General features: G+C 42.3%; 16 protein-coding genes. 10 read left to right on the forward strand and 6 right to left on the reverse strand.

Features of this window, described 5'->3' with window-relative positions:
* Nucleotides 1-31 precede the first annotated feature (31 nt).
* On the forward strand, nt 32-973 hold the full coding sequence (locus ACZ42C_RS09280; RefSeq protein ID WP_461181183.1) for a ComEC/Rec2 family competence protein: 942 nt from the start codon (nt 32-34) through the stop codon (nt 971-973).
* A 160-nt stretch (nt 974-1,133) separates the two neighbouring features.
* Here ACZ42C_RS09280 and ACZ42C_RS09285 read toward each other — a convergent pair whose 3' ends face one another.
* Complete coding sequence (locus tag ACZ42C_RS09285) at nt 1,134-2,372, reverse strand: IS4 family transposase (RefSeq protein ID WP_461183818.1); 1,239 nt, start codon at nt 2,370-2,372, stop codon at nt 1,134-1,136.
* Nucleotides 2,373-2,519: 147 nt separating this feature from the next.
* Here ACZ42C_RS09285 and ACZ42C_RS09290 point away from each other — a divergent pair, with 147 nt between their 5' ends.
* The 5 genes from ACZ42C_RS09290 (at nt 2,520) to ACZ42C_RS09310 (ending at nt 5,779) form a co-directional block, all read left to right on the forward strand.
* On the forward strand, nt 2,520-2,888 hold the full coding sequence (locus tag ACZ42C_RS09290; protein ID WP_461181179.1) for a ComEA family DNA-binding protein: 369 nt from the start codon (nt 2,520-2,522) through the stop codon (nt 2,886-2,888).
* Between the two features lies 1 nt (nt 2,889).
* Complete coding sequence (locus ACZ42C_RS09295) at nt 2,890-3,150, forward strand: DUF3006 domain-containing protein (RefSeq protein ID WP_461181178.1); 261 nt, start codon at nt 2,890-2,892, stop codon at nt 3,148-3,150.
* A gap of 40 nt (nt 3,151-3,190) precedes the next feature.
* Nucleotides 3,191-3,979: a carbon-nitrogen family hydrolase gene (locus ACZ42C_RS09300; RefSeq protein WP_461181177.1), complete on the forward strand. Its 789-nt coding sequence runs from the start codon at nt 3,191-3,193 to the stop codon at nt 3,977-3,979.
* A gap of 603 nt (nt 3,980-4,582) precedes the next feature.
* Nucleotides 4,583-5,035, forward strand: a complete 453-nt coding sequence (locus tag ACZ42C_RS09305) for an OsmC family protein (protein ID WP_461181176.1) — start codon at nt 4,583-4,585, stop codon at nt 5,033-5,035.
* Between the two features lie 264 nt (nt 5,036-5,299).
* Nucleotides 5,300-5,779 carry a hypothetical protein gene (locus ACZ42C_RS09310; protein WP_464891352.1) on the forward strand — a complete coding sequence of 160 codons (480 nt, stop codon included), beginning with the start codon at nt 5,300-5,302 and terminating at the stop codon, nt 5,777-5,779.
* Nucleotides 5,780-6,013: 234 nt separating this feature from the next.
* Here the strand turns inward: ACZ42C_RS09310 and ACZ42C_RS09315 are convergent, their stop codons facing one another.
* Nucleotides 6,014-7,102, reverse strand: coding sequence for a YkvI family membrane protein (locus tag ACZ42C_RS09315; RefSeq protein ID WP_464891353.1), 1,089 nt, complete (start codon nt 7,100-7,102; stop codon nt 6,014-6,016).
* 224 nt (nt 7,103-7,326) lie between these two features.
* On the opposite strand from ACZ42C_RS09315, the gene ACZ42C_RS09320 reads away from it, so the two are divergent.
* The 3 genes from ACZ42C_RS09320 (at nt 7,327) to alr (ending at nt 11,136) form a co-directional block, all read left to right on the forward strand.
* Nucleotides 7,327-8,574: a PucR family transcriptional regulator gene (locus ACZ42C_RS09320; RefSeq protein ID WP_461181173.1), complete on the forward strand. Its 1,248-nt coding sequence runs from the start codon at nt 7,327-7,329 to the stop codon at nt 8,572-8,574.
* 114 nt (nt 8,575-8,688) lie between these two features.
* Nucleotides 8,689-9,804 carry an alanine dehydrogenase gene (gene ald / locus ACZ42C_RS09325; protein WP_461181172.1) on the forward strand — a complete coding sequence of 372 codons (1,116 nt, stop codon included), beginning with the start codon at nt 8,689-8,691 and terminating at the stop codon, nt 9,802-9,804.
* Between the two features lie 165 nt (nt 9,805-9,969).
* Complete coding sequence (gene alr, locus ACZ42C_RS09330) at nt 9,970-11,136, forward strand: alanine racemase (protein ID WP_461181171.1); 1,167 nt, start codon at nt 9,970-9,972, stop codon at nt 11,134-11,136.
* Nucleotides 11,137-11,978: 842 nt separating this feature from the next.
* Here the strand turns inward: alr and ACZ42C_RS09335 are convergent.
* Nucleotides 11,979-15,071, reverse strand: coding sequence for an AAA family ATPase (locus tag ACZ42C_RS09335; RefSeq protein WP_461181170.1), 3,093 nt, complete (start codon nt 15,069-15,071; stop codon nt 11,979-11,981).
* Nucleotides 15,072-15,089: 18 nt separating this feature from the next.
* A complete protein-coding gene (locus ACZ42C_RS09340; protein ID WP_461181169.1) occupies nt 15,090-16,268 on the reverse strand; it encodes an exonuclease SbcCD subunit D in 1,179 nt (392 codons plus the stop codon).
* Between the two features lie 183 nt (nt 16,269-16,451).
* On the opposite strand from ACZ42C_RS09340, the gene ACZ42C_RS09345 reads away from it, so the two are divergent.
* Nucleotides 16,452-16,643 carry a hypothetical protein gene (locus ACZ42C_RS09345; protein WP_461181168.1) on the forward strand — a complete coding sequence of 64 codons (192 nt, stop codon included), beginning with the start codon at nt 16,452-16,454 and terminating at the stop codon, nt 16,641-16,643.
* 82 nt (nt 16,644-16,725) lie between these two features.
* On the opposite strand, the gene ACZ42C_RS09350 is transcribed toward ACZ42C_RS09345, so the two are convergent.
* Together ACZ42C_RS09350 and ACZ42C_RS09355 are read right to left on the reverse strand one after the other, a co-directional pair.
* A complete protein-coding gene (locus ACZ42C_RS09350; protein ID WP_461181167.1) occupies nt 16,726-17,286 on the reverse strand; it encodes a sigma-70 family RNA polymerase sigma factor in 561 nt (186 codons plus the stop codon).
* Nucleotides 17,287-17,793: 507 nt separating this feature from the next.
* Nucleotides 17,794-19,197 carry a dipeptidase gene (locus ACZ42C_RS09355; protein WP_461181166.1) on the reverse strand — a complete coding sequence of 468 codons (1,404 nt, stop codon included), beginning with the start codon at nt 19,195-19,197 and terminating at the stop codon, nt 17,794-17,796.
* Nucleotides 19,198-19,309: the final 112 nt, after the last annotated feature.

Below are 19,309 nucleotides of genomic sequence, written 5' to 3' on the forward strand. Positions count from 1 at the left end.
TCATAGAATAGAAGACTTTGGGGGAAAGAAATTGAAACACAGATTTTTACATGTTATTATACTTCTTTTTGTACTTACAGGCTGCGGTCAGAGTTTTGATCAGGAGGAAGTAACACCAGGGGAACATGGCACAGCAGAAACGGCCCAGGCGGAAAAGGAAACCATAGATGACGGGGAAAGAGAGGATTCCTCTGACCAGGAAACTGAAGCATCGGCAAGCGATCCGCCATTAAACGAGGAAGAGGATTATGGAGATCAAACACCATCTGGAGAACTGGAAGTCCATTATATTGATGCCGGGCAGGCTGATGCAACTCTTTTTCTTTACGCGGATGAAGAAGACAGCTATACCATACTGTATGATACAGGAGACTGGCAAAGAAATGATGTCGTAAATTACTTAAGTCTAATGGATGTATCTTCAATCGATTTGGTCATCGCCAGCCATCCGGATGCAGACCATATCGGCCAACTGGCTGAAATTGTCTCTACCTTTGAGGTCGGGGAAGTGTGGATGTCAGGAAATGAAAGCTCCTCCCAGACATTCCAGCGGTCCATTGAAGCCATTCTGGCAAGTGAGGCTGATTATCACGAACCAAGAACCGGGGAGGAATTTTCCATCGGTCCCATGGAGATTACCGTATTATATCCGGAAAACATTACCGGAAAAAGCAATGAAGAATCAGTGGCACTGCATTTTTCCTATGGCAGTCATGATTTTATTCTTACCGGGGATGCCGGGAAACGGGAAGAACGGCAAATGGTACAACATGCAGGGGATTTATCCGCAACTGTTTTACAGCTTGGCCATCACGGTTCCAATACGTCCACTGATCCAGCCTTTCTGGAAGCAATAGATCCGGAAGTGGCCATATACAGTGCCGGAAAAGACAACAGCTACGGCCATCCACACGCGGAAGTCGTTACACTTGTCCAGGATTTCGGTATTGATTTATATGGAACAGATCATTAGCATTGCATAAAACCTAAAAATTAAAGTCAAGCAAAGATTTCATAAGTAACATTAATATGATGCAATATTCTGACTGCACCTCATTCCGAACAGTGAAAAAAAGTTAATACAGGAATAAGTGTAGTCCTTGTCAGATAATTTGAATTATATTAAAAAGTAATTAAAATAAAGGATCAAACGTTAAATCGTTTAAATGACTCACCTCCTCAAGTGCAAATTGACGCTCTATGAACTTAAATTCTCTCTCCCAACGATTTGCTCGCCGTCCTTTTGACGTGCGTTCAGGCTTTCTAAAGAGGGAACGAATGAATTTATCCAGTCCTTCAAATAAGTTGGTTTGCAACTTTCGGTGTACGTCTAATAATGATCCTTTATGATGTAAGTTTCGCTGCATTAAAAGTTCTAAACAGTATGTAATGAGCGCAATCCAGATTTGATTGTAAACGGCATTCTCGCTTTTTCCGTAGAATGTTTTCAGGTGTAAATGCTGTTTCATCCATTTGAAAAAGGTCTCTATTTTCCATCGGTAGCGATACAAGTCACCAATCTCATTAGCGGAAAGATGGAAGCAGTTTGTGATAATGATAACCGTATTACCTTCACTATCTTCTGTTTCAATTAACCTTAATGATCTAGTCATTTGGTTTTTTCCTTTTCCTAAGATAACTTTCTGGTCCTTAAATATGAGAGAGTCTGGATTTGCCTCATATTCTTGAAGTACTTTTACTTCAGCGTTCTTTTTCAACCGTGTAATAAAACGAACTTTTTCCATGCAAAGCTTATCAAATTGTTTGTAATCGTTGTAACCCCGATCAAATAGATAGACAGCATCAGGTACGATTTCAATAAGTTCATTCATCTGTGTTCGATCTGCATGCTTGGCTGGTGTAAGTACACCACTATCAGGCAATACCATGTCTTTTGTAACAACTACCTGAAGATGAAGCCGAACGCCGGCTTTTGTTTTACGGAATGTTGCCCATGGATATTGCGTCAGGGACATACTCATCGTTGTCGAATCAATGACATGAAGTCTTGAGATTTGTTGAGAAATAGGCTGCCCTTTCTGCCGAGCATGGATGTTAAAAACAAGATGGTGAAAGACCTTCTCAAAAACTTTTGGTGATAAAGCTCCCAGCTTCCTTGAAAGTTGAGAGGTGCTAATATCAAATCCCATATGGCGGTTTAATTTGTCATCATCTTTCACCTTTTGGGTAAGGTGCGCTAAACTATCAACCTCATTTATGTGGGCTATGATAAGCAACTGTAAAAATTTATGAGCTGTCAGTTTTTTAACGTACTTATCAAGATCGATCACATTGATTAATTTCGTAAAAGTTTGTTCGTTTATTATCTTTAATAATTCATTTATTGTTGTTTTTGTGTTATCCTTGTCCATGTGATGCTCCTTATAATTAGGGATTTGGACAAGAACTACTACCCTAATTATAAGGCTTTTTTTATGCAATTGTAAGTATTATTACCTATATTGGGAATATTTTTTACTAGATGTAATGCTTGACAAAATGGTTGATAAATTAATGCAATGCTAATGGGAACAGATACACACGGAACAATTATTGTGACATCAGATGGGGAATCTTATAGAATAGATACAAGCAAAGATGGAACCATCAGTCCGGAAAGCACGGGAAGTTCCGGACATTCGGAACAACAGTCCAAGCAGGATTCCGATGCCCAGTCATCAACTGAAGCAACCGGTTGTGTCAACATCAATTCTGCATCTGCGGAAAACTTGCAGGAAATCATTCATATTGGTCCGGAGCGGGCGCAGGATGTTATCGATGGAAGACCATACAATCAAGTAAAAGAACTTGATAAAATTAATGGCATCGGACCGGCCAGGCTGGATGAGATCATTTCCGAGGGAATCGCCTGTGTGGAGGAGGACTGAAATGAAAGGCATACTGGACAGATTTGAAGGAAATAAAGCAGTTATTCTGATTGAAGAAACAAAGGAAGAATGGGTCACGTATCGTGAGAACCTGCCTCCCGGGAGTGACGTAAACACCTATTTCACTATGAAAAAAAATAATAAGGATTATAATATCATAGCGATAGATGAGACGACAACGGAGGAGCAGGCACAGAAATCATCGGCGCTGATGAAGAAATTAAGAAACAAAAGCAGTGGCAGTAAGTTTAAGAAGAATTAAACCGGACACCCATCTTTCCGGTGCGAAGGAGGATTCTATAATGAAATATGCTATTTTCCAAACTGAAATTATTCCTGCAGACCCGGCGGCCAATGAAGCACAGATCCGTCAATGGACAGAGGATACTGTCAAGGCTGAAAAACCGGATACGATTGTGCTTCCGGAGCTGTGGAATTCGGGTTATGCTCTTGATACGCTGGCAGAAAAAGCGGATATTAACGGAGAACGTACCAAAGCATTTTTGGGGGCTCTTGCCAAAAAGCATGGCATCCATATTATCGGCGGTTCCGTCGGCAATAAAAAGGACGGAAAATTATTTAACAGCAGCTTCGTTTTTAACCGTGATGGCGAATTGGTGTATGAATACGATAAAATCCATCTCGTTCCCATGCTGAATGAGCATCATTTCCTCAATGGCGGCGAACGTCAGGCGGAAGTTTTTGAACTGGACGGAATTAAAATGGGGTTGATCACCTGTTATGACCTCCGCTTTCCGGAATTGGCAAGGCAGCTTGCGCTGGATGGAGCGACTGTCCTGCATATTGTAGCTCAATGGCCAAAAGCACGAAAAGACCACTGGAGGCATTTGCAGCTGGCCAGAGCCATTGAGAACCAGCAATTCATCATTTCCTCCAACACAGTGGGTTACTGTGACAACACGGAATTTGCCGGAAATTCCATGGTGATTGATCCTTGGGGAAATGAACTGGCCTTTGGTGATCCAAGTAAAAAAGAAACCCTTACCGTTTCCATTGACCTTTCCATTGTTCCGAAAATACGGGAGGATGTGCCGGTATTCTCCAGCAGAGTGCCGAAGTTTTATAAATAAGTATGTGCCAAGAGGCTGGGACATAACTAATTGTATTGGAGAAAAAGCCAAACAAACCACTTACCCAGCTCCGGGAATATACGGAGACTCCTTGAAAATGCTATGCATTTTCTCACGAAGATGTAATGCTGCTTGTCCAGCAGGATAAAAGGCATCGATGAGACCCTGCAGGGCAACATTAATGAAGGCCGACTAAAAACGCCCTTTGCGGGCAACGTCGGCATACCTCTTGTCGGGGCAAGGAGGCTCATCAGCCGCCTGCGGCAAAGAAGACACTGAGAAAACGACCAACGGGAGTTTGATTAATGCTTTTCGGTGGGACGAGCATTTACGCGCAGTCCCAGATGTCGCACTTGTGCCCGTGGTGAAAGCGAAGTGTATTCCCGGAGCGGCCGATGATACTCTATCACCATGATTTGTTCGGATTTTCTTCTAGACATTAAAGTTATGTCCCAGCCTTTTTTTAATTTCCATATGTTTCCTATCCAAAGGCGTACCTTTCTGATTCAAAATTCATGCTTTCCTCTGGTATGTTTTATTTTACAAATTCACTTTGCTTCCCTAAAGTAAAAGTGTACGAACTATACTACAGGAGGAACAGCAATGACACAACAAAATCTGGCAACATTAAAAGTAGAAGGAAAATCTGCAGGTGATCTGAAAAGTGAAATTCAGGTAAGGGACCTCTCCCCATTTATCGTAGATGAGCCTGAACGACTTGGTGGTACAAACGAAGGACCAAATCCATTGGAATATTTACTAGGGGCAGTTTCGGCTTGCACTTCCATTATTATTAACTATGCTGCCAAAGAGCAGGATTTCCGGTATGACGGTGTTCGCTTTTCAGCTGAAGGCACCTTGGACCCAAGGGGATTTAAAGGGGTAGAAGGCGTAACTACGTACTTCCAAACAGTCAATATAAACGTTATTCTGGAAACCGAAGAAAGCAATGAAAATATCCTGGCATTAAAGGAAACAGTAGAAAAGCGTTGTCCAATTTACAATCTTTTGAAGGACGCAGGCGTCGACGTAACAACAGATTGGCATAAGGAATAGTTTCTCCGTTTTTAGTAAATACAGCTCTCAGGTTTCATACCGGGAAGGGCACTGATCAGGACTGTGCTACATACCACCATCAGGATGACGGTAAACCGGGCAATATCATTGCCCGATCCGTCTCCCCCATCCCTTTATATACTTCCACTGCCTTCCCCCGCTCAGCTTCCAATTAATATAATATCATGCTTTATCTCACTGCCCGTACTCTTAAAACATGGTATAATTCCCCGTGGAGTAAAATTACCCCTATTTTGGAGGATCATGATGAATAAGTGGTTTTATATTAATCTGTTTGTTTTGATATTGGCCTTCTGGAATGTTTTGACCCACTTTTCTTTTCCGAATTTAAGGCTTCATATCAGCCTTGGAATGCTGGGGCTGATGCTTATTCTTTTTAATTGGACACGCCATGCTATGTATTCAACGATCCGTAACTCCCATGATCGCAAGAAGAAAATAAAAATTGCCCAGCTGATAAAGAAAGATATGCCTTTTCACCGGTGGACCGGTACAGCTGCATTGTTTGTCGTTCTATTCCATGCTTCCACAGTCATACAACAATTAGGTTTTCACTGGGGAAACTGGAAAATGATCAGTGGGTTGTTCGCAGTTATTGTTCTCGCAAGTGTTGTAATTACCGGCTGGATGCGTCGATTTAAACCAACAGGCAAAAAGAGAATGGCACATTTACGATTAGGAATTGTCCTCATTTTTTTGATTCTATTACATCTTATTTTGTAAACCCGGCAGACAACTTTCACCCAGATAAAAAGATTCCTCCTCATTTCTGAGAAGGAATCTTTTTTAATTGCTTAAAACAGCCGTTTCCGCTGACAGCTCAGCTTATTAATTATATTTAATCAGTGATTATTATGATATGTTCGAGTTCGGCCGGGATCATCAGTGTCCATAGTCAGCACTGCACAACCCCTCAGAATAAACGGTAGGGACAGTAGACCTGTTCTCCTCTCCCATTTACTCCTGTTCTCTTTCTTTTAATGCATTGAGTCTTTTTATTCTAAATGGTGTAACGATCAGCACACCAATCAGTACGAGTCCAAGATAACCGATAAGCGGGTAGAAATAAGCAACTAACCCCGTGAAACCAACAAAGCTCAGCAGGAATCCAACGGCCAATGTTATTGCCAGGAAGATTTTAAAGTTCTTCGTCTCCACTGTAACGAATCTTGCTGTGAAAGAGTAGAACATACTGATTGCAGTATTAAATATCATACCGAATAGAACGATCGCCATGATGACACCCAGTACCGGAGAGATATCGTTTACAATACCCAGCGTAGGCATCTCCAGATGACCGACTTCTTCAACCTTGGAGAAAATGGCCAGATGACTCATCATAATAATGATACCAAGCATTAAACCACCGATCAGTCCACCTCTTGCTGCAACCTTTGTATTTTTCTCATCGCCTCCCATGACAATAGCCATGGCTGCCCCAACTGAAATATTAAATGAGACATAATTCAGCGCAGCAACAAACCAGTTTGGCAAAGTACTTTCATGACCCTGTGCAATTTCGTTCAGTTCTGCATATGAGCTATCCATCGTAAAGAAACTATAAATAGAAACAATAACGACGAATAAAATGAGAAATGGTGTCACACTGCTTATTGCCCCAACGACACGATTCACTTTTAACATGCCGACAAGTAAAACAATAATCGTCATCAGGGCGGTTCCAACGACATGCGGCACACCAAACTGCTGATTTAAGTTAGCACCGGCTCCAGCAATCATGACGACCCCGACGCCGAATGTAGTAAAAATAAGTACATAGTCAATAATTGTTCCAAGATACTTTCCACTGATTTTATAAATCACATCTTTATGTGAATTCGTTTGCAAACGGCTGCCAAGATAGACAAGCATCATTCCTGTAAACGCAAATAAAGCGGTAGTAACAATAGCGCCCAAAATACCGAGAAGTCCGAAGCTTGTAAAGTATTGCAGTATTTCCTGCCCTGATGCCAAACCTGCCCCGACAATAATTCCGGTAAAAGCGCTTGCAATCTTCCATGTTCTTTTACTTGTTGCTTTCATCATGTCTTCCTCCTTTATGTCATTACTCATTATACATGCTAAAGGATGAAATCTGTTTGTGATTATACTAAAATAGGAAGTGGTATGTTTGTGTTTTTTTCCAAATAAATACTCCCTCATGAGTGTATACCACATATAGAAATCTGTCGAACGATAGATAACCGTACTGATTTACCTTATTATCTGCAAAAAACCTGGATGTATTATAAATGAAAGGGTTAGATTAAATGAAGCACACCCCGAATGTTCAAGGACATCATATGCACCTGAACCAGACTTTCGATTCACTGGATGAGCTCGCCGATTATATTGGTGATTTTTTTGATTGCCCCATCACGATTGAAGATGCCAACCATCATGTCGTTGCCTACAGCAAACATAAGGAGAATGTTGATGAAGCGAGAATAGCCACGATCATGAACCGAAAAGTACCGGATAAAGTATTGAATGGTCTGTGGAAAAATGGCGTCATGCCAAAATTAATAGATAGTAATGAACCTGTCCTTATACCCGAAATAACAGAAATCGGCCTGGGTAATCGGGTAGCGATTTCCATTTGGAAAAAGAGTGAAGTGCTTGGGTTTATTTGGATTCATACAAGTGATAAAACACTTACTCAAGAAGCCCTGTCTCTTTTAAAAGAAGCATCGGAACAAGTGAAGAAACTGTTGCTGGCAAAACAATCGGGGAAAAGAAATGCAGAAGAAAATTACAAGGATTTCTTTTGGCAGCTGCTGACAGGCAGCCAAAAAGACCCGAATGAAATTCACAAACAGGCAAGACACTTTAATGTCACCCTCAAAGACAATCTCACTGTCGTTGTTTTCCGTTTTTCCGATAAAATTACCGAGCAAATGGAAAAGCATGCCTACTATTTAGCGGAAACACAAACACAGGTACAGGTCATATTCCGGCTTTTTGATGAAAATGAGTTTATCCTGCTTGTTCGCATCATCAAAAGCGAAGAAGTTACCGATCGGCTGAATGAATTCATAGAACAGTTTATACACAGAATCAGCACCCAATTGAAACTGCAGAAAATAAATGGCGCGGCCGGCCTCGTTTACGATGCAGCGACACATATGAACCATTCCTATAAAGAAGCCATGCACACGATTCATCTGCAAAGCTATATTCCCGATGAATTAGAGCATACCTTCCTTTATGAAGATCTCGGTATATATAAGTTTATCGATGATCTATATAAAATATGGAAACAACAAAGCAAGAAAAACAAATATATAAGGAGGCTGCAAGAATATGATGGTAAAAATCAGACTTCCCTGTTGAAGACGCTCTACTATTTTTTACAGGCCGATTCCAATGTTCACCGGGCCGCAAAGCAATTGTTTATTCATCAGAATACGATGAATTACAGGCTGAAGCGGATCAGTGAGGTAAGCGGGTTGGATTTAAAAGATCCTGTACAAAAAACAGCCGTTTACATTGAACTGATTATGGAAAAAATGAATTAAGAGGGCTTTGTGTAAAACTACAAAGCCTTCCGACTATTTTTATGTTTTTTCATAAGGTAAAATTGTTTTATAAGAGATACGATAGGGATAAATACGTTTAAAGGAGAGATGTACATGATTATCGGTGTACCAAAGGAAATAAAGAACAACGAAAACCGTGTTGCCATGACGCCGGCCGGTGTGGTAAATTTACGCAACGCCAACCATACCGTTCTTGTGGAAAAAGGTGCAGGACTTGGAAGCAGCTTCCCGGATGAAGAATACAAAGAAGCAGGAGCGGAACTTGTGGAAGATGCTGCCGATGTTTGGAAAAGAGCAGACATGGTCATGAAAGTAAAGGAACCGCTGCCATCTGAATTCGATTATTTCCGTAAAGGATTAATTTTATTTACTTACCTACATCTAGCAGCTGAGCCAAAACTTACGAAAGCACTTGTGGAAAATGAAGTAACTGCTATTGCTTATGAAACGATCACAGTAAACGGCACATTGCCATTGCTTACACCAATGAGTGAAGTAGCCGGTAGAATGGCTACGCAGCTTGGTGCACAATACCTCGAGAAATCCAAAGGCGGCAAAGGTATCCTCCTTGGCGGTATTCCGGGAGTAAGCCGTGGTACTGTTACAGTTATCGGCGGTGGTGTCGTTGGAACGAACGCTGCAAAAATGGCACTTGGCCTTGGAGCAAATGTAAATATTATTGACTTGAATCCGGCAAGACTTCGCGAACTGGAAGATATTTTTGGATCAAAAGTGCAAACGCTTATGTCCAATCCATTTAACATAGCCGAGGCAGTAAAAAATTCTGACCTTGTTGTCGGTTCCGTATTGATCCCAGGAAGAAAAGCACCGAAACTGGTTTCCGAGGAAATGGTAAAATCCATGCAGCCCGGCAGTGTTATCGTTGATGTGGCCATCGACCAGGGCGGAAACTTTGAAACAGTGGATCATCCAACTTCACATGCTGATCCTATTTATGAAAAACATGATGTATTGCATTATGCGGTTGCCAACATCCCGGGTGCCGTCCCAAGAACTGCAACTGTCGGACTGACAAATGTAACGGTACCATATGCCGTACAGATCGCTTCCAAAGGCGTGGAAAAAGCAGTGCAGGATAACCCGGCCATCGAAAGCGGGATCAACGTCATGAACGGTCATGTAACTTACGAAGCGGTTGCAAATGATTTGGATTACCCTTATGTTGCTGTAAAAGATGCATGGAAATAATATGGTTTGTATAACTTTCCATTAATCTTTTTATAAAATGGAACAGTGCAATTCTTTCAAGTACCCTTCTTAAGCCTGACTGGAAGGGTACTTTTTGAAGTTGGATGGGCAATCTATTCTGTACCAACAAAACAGTTTTTCCATCATAAAGGAGGAGTCACAGGCATGCATCATGGAAGTTACCGGGAAACCTGGACGGAAATCTCATTGGATGCTATTCACCATAACGTAAAAGCGTTCAAGGAGCATATTGGAAATAACACAAAATATATGGCAGTTGTCAAAGCTGACGGCTATGGACATGGAGCAGCAGAAATTGCCAATGAAGCATTATTGGCCGGAGCGGATTATATTGCTGTCGCCATTTTGGATGAAGCGATTTTACTCCGGGAGGCCGGGATTCAGGCACCGATCCTGGTTATGGGATATACCCCTCCGGAAGCAATCGAAACAGCCATTAAAAATGATATTACTCTGACTGTCTTCACACCGGAAGCTGCAGAAGCGGTGAAAGATATGGCAAGAAAACTGGAAAAACAGACCCGTGTTCATATTAAAGCAGAAACGGGGATGAACCGGATCGGTCTGAGAGATAAAAACCATGTACTCGATCTCGCCCGCTCCCTGTCATCGGAGTATGTTATTATCGAAGGAATATTTACCCATTTTGCTGATGCCGATAATAAAGACACATCCTATACGGATAAACAATTTGAAAGCTTTATGGAAATAACAGATTATTTAAAGGATCATGGGGTCGATGTTCCTATCAGGCATTGCTGTAATAGTGCCGGCACCATTGCCCATCCATCCAAGCATCTGGATATGGTCCGGGTCGGCATCGCCATGTATGGATTATATCCGGAAGATTTTATGAAAGAAATCATTGATCTGACACAGGCCATGACGTTAAAAACAAAGCCTGTCTTTATTAAGAATTTGCGGCCGCAGGAATCCATTAGTTACGGCTGTACTTTTACTACCGAACAGGATTCCAAAATTGCCACGATCCCCATAGGGTATGCAGACGGTTTTTCCCGCCTCCTGTCCAACCGCGGAGATGTCATGGTAAATGGAGAGCGTTCCCGCATCGTCGGCCGTGTGTGCATGGACCAATCGATGATAGATGTTACAGGGATTGATCATGTAGACCACGAAACAGTATTCAGTATTTTTGGAGATGAAAAAGCAGGCCATATCCCCATGGCGGAAGTGGCTGATCTGATGGGCACCATTCATTATGAGACCACCTGCCTGATTGGAAAGCGGATTCCCCGGGTTTATGTGAAGGATGGCCGGGAAGTGAAGGAAAAAAGCCAGTTGACAGAGTAAGGGGTTCTCTTTTAGAATTAGGACCTATCATAACGTTCTGGATATAAATGAGCTATTGCATAACAGAAGCGTTCAATTAACCAAAAATAACCTTTTCTTTCAGGTCTATTGAGGTGTTCTATTGGACATTAACTAACCATTGTTCTGGTGTATGGCCTTGAGGCGTGGTCTATTGGACTTAACTTAACCTTTTTTCAAGTGAAGCGGACTTGAGAACCACTCTATTGGACTTAACCTTACCTTTTTTCAAGTGAAACGGACTTGAGAACCGGTCTATTCGACTTAACATAACCTTTTTTCAAGTGAAGCGGACTTGAGAACCGGTCTATTCGACTTAACATAACCTTTTTTCATTTGAATTGGCCTTGAGAAGCGGTCTATTGGACTTAACTTAACCTTTTTTCAGCTAAATCGGACTTGAGAAGCGGTCTATTGGACTTAACTTAACCTTTTTTCAGCTAAATCGGACTTGAGAAGCGGTCTATTGGACTTAACTTAACCTTTTTTCATTTGAATTGGCCTTGAGAAGCGGTCTATTGGACTTAACTTAACCTTTTTTCAGATGAGTCGGCCTTGAGAACAATTCTATTTGACTTAACACGTTATAATAATGTGTGACTTGTCCAATAGAATCGCTATCATACGAGAGTTATGTTCCAACCTCGCCAGGAAAAAACCGCCTTTACAAAAGGCGGTTTTTATTATCTCGGCGGTCTGTTTTGTGGATACTTTTTATTATCCTTCATATCATTCAATTCTTCTTTGGACTTGTTCTTTTTCTTTTTGCCTTTACTCATACTATTCACCCTCCTTGGTAAATAGTATGAGTAAGATGAGCAAATTTATTTCGTTATAAATCTCGTTGTGCTGGAACCTGATTTCTGCTTTTGCACTTCCAGAACCGCAGGAAATACGGTTTTTAATTCCTGGACGTGGGAGATGACGCCGATCATGCGGCCGGATTGCTGCAATTCAACCAGCGTATCTATCGCTTTGTTCAGTGATTCTTCATCCAGTGTGCCAAACCCTTCATCTATAAACATTGTTTCAATCGAAATACTTCCCTGGAAACTTTGAATGACATCAGACATGCCGAGCGCCAGACATAACGAAGCATTAAACTTTTCGCCGCCGGAGAGTGTTTTCACATCCCGGGTCTGGCCCGTGTATGCATCATAGACATCAAGTGCCAATCCACTCTGTCTTCCGTGGGATTCCTGCCGGTCACTGCGCATGAGATAAAATTGACCGTTGGAAAGCCGCTTCAGCCGCTGATTGGCTGCAGCAATAATTTGCTCCAAATAATCGATTTGCAAATAACGTTCAAAAGAGATTTTTTGATGGTTTTGCCCGCGGATCACATCATATAAATCAGTAATCGTTCGTAATGCTTCTTCCTTTTCCATTACTGCTTCCTCTGCATCAGCTATATTCTTTTTCAATTTGCTGGCATCTTTATAATAGCGCTCAGATCGGTTCCATTTTTCCAAAGCAGCTTCGTAAGCATCCTTTAATTGTTTCAATTGTGCAGCCAAAGCCGTTACATCCATTCTGCGCTTATCCTGCAGATTCGTTTTCATTTCTTCCACATGACGGACTAATGCTGCTCTTTCCTCTTTAAAGCTTTCTATTTCCTTCTTGACTTTCTGCTGCTCTTGCTCATTCATTTTTGCCTGTTCGTAGGCTTCTCTGGAAGCAAAGTCATGCCCTTTCCACGCTTCTTCAAATTGTTGCGCAGCTTTTTCCTTCTTTTCCGCAGATTCTTTCATTTGCTTAAAAGCATGATCCAGGTTGACCTCGCACTTCCTATGCTGATCTTTTACTTGTTCCAGTTCTTGTTGGATCTGTTCCCATGCCTTCCCCAGCTCTTCTTTCCATTTCTCAGTTTTGTTTATTTCATTTTTCAGGGCTGTTAGTTCACGCATTTCTTCAGGAACTGGCTGTACTTTTCCTTTATATTCTCCCTGCTTTTCTTTATATTTAGTACGCAATTGATCACGCTTTTCCCTGTATTCTTCCCGTGTTTTTTCAAACTGCTTTAAAGCTTCCCTTTCCTGTTCATATTTCTTTTTTAAGGAATGCAGCTGCTGGCGCATGTTTTTCAACCTGTTTACTTCCGTTTCCAGGGCCCTTTCTTCCTGTAAAACTTCTTTATACGTTTCTTCCCATTTTTCCGGGGAAACAGCATATCCCGCAGCTTCCTGTTCGGCTTTTTGGAGCTGCCGCTGTATCTCATTGTATTTTGCCAGCGTCTCCCGGTATGTAGTGTCCTTTTCATCCAGCTCTTTCTTCAGGCTCTCCAGCTGTTCTTTTGAAACACTTTCTTCCTGATGGACCGCCTTATTCGGGTGATCATGGCTCCCGCAAACCGGACACGCTTCCCCGTCATGCAGATGGCTTGCCAGAACAACCGCCTGATTTGCCAGCCAGGAGCTTTCCAGTTTGGCATATGCAGCCTTCGTCTCTTCCGCCTGGGTTTTGCTTGTTTGAAGCTTTTTTTCCAGGCTGTTTTGCTGACGTGTTAAGTCTATATACTCCTTGAAAATTCGCTTCTGTTCACGGATGCGCTCAAATTTTTCCTGTTTGTCCGGCAATTCTCCGACCAACGCATCCATCTTTTTAACTTCGGCATCGAATTGTTCTGTTTCTTCCGTTTTTCTTTTCAGCTCCACATCTGCTTTATCCAGTTGCTGATTTGCCTTTTTTCCTTTGGTGATGAGCTCATTCAGTTCCTTTTTTAGTTCATCTATTTCCTCGACCACCGGCAAAAAACTTTGCAGACGATCAAGCGTATTACTTACATTTTCCCGTTCGTTCTGCTTCGCTTCCTCCTGCACATAACGCTGCTGCACTTTTCCCAGCTTCTCTTCTGCTGATTTCATGGCTTGCTTTGCCTGCTCGAGGTCTGTTTGCTTCTGTTTTTCATCCTGAACCCAGTCATCCAGCTGCTTTTCATAGGGCAAAATCAACCCGGCCTGTTCCGCAGCTGTCAGCTGTTTCTCTTTTTCATTAAACACAGGTACCTGCTCATTCAATTGGTTTAAATGGAACTCTTTTTTCTCCAAATCATCGAATTGCTCGTTCAATGCCACTGCCTGATGATATTCTTTTTGTTTATCATCATGTTCCTTATATGCCTTTTGATAGCTTTGCTGGTCCTGTTCCATCTCTTTTTCATAAAAAGCCACTTCTTCAGTAAGACCATCTGTAATCTGCCTTACATTGTGAAATTCCCCGGAAAGCACTTGGTAAATAATCGAATTTTCCCTTTCCGGCAATGTATTCTTAATTTCACGGATAAAATTATCTTTCATTTGTGCTGCTTGGTTGAACGCATCATCTGCTGCATTTTTCTTTTCACGCAGCCGCTCGGTAATCTGTTTATACGGTTCTGTCTTGAACAGCCGCCGTAAAATTTCTTCTTTATTTTCCGTTTTGGAAGTGAGCAATTTCCGGAATTCACCCTGTGGCAGCATGACGATTTGCTTAAACTGGTCTTTCGTTAAGCCGATTAATTCTTCCACTTTTTTATCAATTTCGGAAACCATTTGCCTGTCCACACATGGAACTTCCCCATCCCGGGTGATTTCAAAAAACTCGTAACGCTCCCCCGTTTTCGTCTTATTCCCCTGTTTCACATGACCCAGCTGGCGGAGTACCCGGTATGTTCTCCCCTTCAGCTCAAAAATTAGCTCAACAGATGTATTTACGTCATCTGCTGCAAAATCACTCCGGAGCATCGTATTATTTTCCCTGTCCTGCCCGCTTGCCGTTCCGTATAATGCAAAACAGATTCCATCAAATATTGTCGTTTTTCCGGCTCCCGTATTTCCGGATATGACAAACAGACTGTGCCCGTCCAAGTTATTAAAATCAATCGTTTCTTTGTCTTTATACGGACCGAAAGCTGTCATCGTCAGTGTAATTGGCTTCACCACTTGTTCCCCCCTATTCTAAACGTGAAGTATTTTTTCCCCGGTTTCATTTTTATCTTTTAACAAATCTTCCAGCACCTCTTTAAAAATCTCCTCTGTTTCTTCTGTTGCTTCCACCCCTTTTACTTTTCGGTAAAATTCCTGGAAGCGTTCAAGATCATTAATTTCCGTGCGGGCCGGGGAGGCGAAACCTTCCTCCTTTTGAAAGGGCAGACTGTTCATCGTCTGTTCGATATGCATCGTATTCGGATAGACGGACCTCACCTTTTCCATCGGGGATAAAACCGGCTTATCATCTGTAAGGCGGACAAATACATAATCTTCATTCACCGGATGCGTGAGTAGTTCATTGAGCGTTCCCTCCACCGTCCGCATATCCCTTCTCGGCTCCAGCAGACGTTTCTCTATTTCCACATCCCCTTTTTCATCCATCTCCACAATGAAATAACCTTTTTTATGGTGCTCCTCGGATACCGAATATTTCAGCAGCGAACCGGCATAGCGGATCGCTTCCTCCGTTACAAAATGCGCCTGGTGCAAATGCCCGAGTGCCGTGTAATGAAACGGAGAAAAATGTCCTGCATCCACGTATTCGGACCCGCCAATCGACAACGGACGCTCCGATTCACTTGTGTTTGCTTTTTCTTCTCCGTAAGGCGTGACAAAAGCATGTCCGACAAATACATGTCTTGCTTCCGGATCCATTTTTTCACGGATTTGCTCTGTTATTTTTTTCATCGCATCGTTATGCGAGCATATTTCATCATCCTCCAGCACATGTCGCACCATGCTCGGATCACAATAGGGTACAAGATGAAAATGAACTTCCCCATGCGCATCCTGCAATTTCACCGGTTCCATCTTTTTGGAAAGCGTACCGGTAATGTGACACGCCCTGTCCTTCATAATTTTGCTGCCAAAATTGAGCCTGCTAGGGCTGTCATGGTTCCCGGCAATGGCCAGCACCGGTATTCCCAGCTGCATGACCACCTTATCCAAAAATGAATCGAGCAAATGAACTGCTTCGATCGGCGGTACGGCCCGGTCATATAGATCACCTGCAATAATAACCGCGTCCGGCTTTTCTTTTTCTATATCCTGCATAAATTGCTTGAGTATGTAATCCTGATCTTCTGTCATATAGACCCCTTGCACCAGTTTTCCCAAGTGCCAGTCAGCCGTGTGGAAAAATTTCATCTGTCTTTCTCCTCCTCAGGAATGAACTTCTTTTCAATATGTTATCTATGAATCAATTATACTAGATTCGAAGTGTTTAATAAATGCCGCCTTTGCACAGGCACACATTTCCTGCATCACCCGGTTAACCATCCATACGCAGCTTGTCCCGGGTACATAAACTATAGGGAAAGGAGGCTCAGCATGAAGAAGTTTGGTCACGTAAACCGGATCGCCTTTAAAAAGATAAACAAAGTCTCAGGCGGTGCATCCATCAATTATGGTCCTTCCTTTCACAAAGGCCATCAGGCTAACGTTAATATTGTTACAGACCAATTAGCCATAGGTGATGAATTTACTTTTGAAAAAATAAAAGAAAAAACAGTGTCTGAATAAATTCCTGCTGCACCATCCATGAGGGCCGTAATGGTAACATGAAAAGGGAAGTTGGGCTTGCAGCCGGCTTCCCTTTTCACATCTAATAAGAAGCTAATTTATCCGATTTTTTCTTCAGTTTTTTCCTCGCTTCCCTTCCCCAGCTTTTCACGGCATCCGGTGAAACACCCTCCTGGTCGGCAATTTCTTTCATCGGCATGCCTTCCATCACAAACAGCTTCACCCATTTCCATTGATTCTCACTTAAACCTGACCTGATTTCACGCCAAAATTCCCCGTCATAAGTGTGTAGTTCCGTTCCCTGGACGATTGGATTGGAAATGCCACCAGCTTTATAATAATTTCCATCTGTTTCCTTCACCATCATTTCCTGTGAAAATTTCTGAAACCCCTCCTTTTCCCTTTCTTTTTTCCGTATCAAGTCAATCATTCGATTACGGATCGTAAAATTAAAATAAGTTGCCATCGGTCCTTTGTCAGGCTCATACTTTTCATAGGCATTCCACATGGCAACCAAACCTTCCTGGTAAAACTCACGCTCCGGATCTCTCACCCGCAGCTTATGCATATGGTAGTAAATCCTTCTTTCATTCTGTTCGAAAATCTCCTCAAAAGTTATGCGTTTCTTTTTCTTTTCCGTCATTGATACTACCCCCACCAGCTTTTGTAATTACTATTCGAAACACGTCCCTCCCAGGTGGCATATTAGAAAAACTCGCATCCGCTTATCTTTTAGTGAATGCATCAGTTTTTCTTACAATTAATACTTAAAAATTTTAACTTGCTCAAATTGACTTCCCAGCTTTCTTAACGTGAAATAAAAAACAGGCTGTCCAAAAACCTTACACCAATTATAGAACATATGTTCCCATAATAAAAGAGACTTTTCTACTAAACGACAAAATCATGCATACCCTTGTAACACCGTGCAGTTCTTTTGTTGCAGAATGGATATGTATGGGAATACTGGCACATGAAAGATGAAGTAATGCCTGTATGCGTCAAGAAGGAAATAAAAAACTGTTTTGTTTCAACATAAGCTGAAACAAAACAGTTTTTTGGAATATGGCCAGTTTACTGTGTTTTTTCGTCATGGCGACTGTTATTTCCTTGCGTATGGCCACTTTTTTATACAAATGGTTCCATCATCCTAATTGTTTATATGAAATATTCTTGTCTCTCTTTTTATTTCACCATCTTCATTACGGACTTCAAAGGTGACGACATGAAATTTTTCTTCCAATGCTTCCTCCACCTGGACAGTCATCGTTTGGGATTCTTCATCATATTCCGGCTCATACGCCCGGCCATCAATAATCATCCGGAGTGCATTTTCATCGACTGCCGCTGTTTCTATTTTGGCGCTTAATTCGGGAGTCCTGCTTTCCACTCCCTCCCCCATTTCCAGGTTGGGATAAAGCTCGATCCCGTCTGCCTGTGTTACCGCATCCGGGGCGGCACCAGCCTGCACTTCATGCAGCAGCCGCAGTGTATTTGCTCCCATGATCTTTATAATGTCTGCTTGGGAATAACCGCGATTTCTTAGTTCTTCGGTTATTTTGGAAATATCAGTCGCATCCTGCATATCCGCAGGCAAGGTTGCTCCATCAAAATCAGAACCGATCGCCACATGGTCCACCCCCATTACCTGCACGGCGTGATCAATATGATCCACAATATCGGCCACGGTTGCCTCCCCGGTATCGGTTAAAAACTCCGGGTAAAATACTATGCCGATCACCCCGCCGTTATCAGCCAATGCTTCCAGCTGTTCATCGGTTAAATTTCTTGGGTGGGAACGTAATGCGTCCACACCGGAATGGGTGGCAATAATCGGCATTACAGTTACGTCCAGCACATCCCAAAACGTTCCTTCATCTATATGGGAAACATCCACGAGCATGCCAAGCCGGTTCATCTCCCTTACAATCGTTGCCCCCAGCTCCGTCAGACCACCATCAGAGGGTGTATTAATTCCATCATTATATACCCGGTTTGCCCCTTCCCCAAGTGCATTGGAGTAATTCCATGTAAAACCGATTGATGTAATGCCAAGGTCATGGTATTGATGCAACAATTCCACGGCATGGTCATCTGCCAGGGAGTAGGCACCTTCAATGGCAGGTACTGCGGCAATTTTCTCCTCCTGGACCGTCTGAAGGATATCCTGCCATGTGGAAGTGATGGCGAAAGTCTCCCTATTATTTTCTGCTGTCCAGTATAAAGCATGGATCGAAGCCAGCGTATCACTTATATTTTTTGCATGGTCGTCATGAAAGCCGGCAGTAAAGGCAGCCATGAATGGTACTTGCAGCCCGGCTTCCTGCAGTTTCGGAATATCTACTTCAAAATCGGTATTTTCTCCAATGTCCACTGCTGGCATGCCTGTTTCATCATCCGCTACCTTCATTAACGTATCAATATGACTGTCAACGATAATTATATTTTCATCTCCGGCTGCCGGTATCCACTCCTGCTCATCCATTATCGTAACGAGCGGTGTTTTTAAAGTCAGTGTGAGTACGATCATGCCATATATTACCGAAAGCTTCATTATCGTCCCTCTCTTCCTCTTTGCATTTATTAAAAAAATCAAATTTCCCCACCCCAAAAACAAAACCAACATGTTATAATAAACCTGGCAACCAAAAAAACAGAATTGTCCG

The organism is Virgibacillus kimchii, assembly GCF_055379185.1.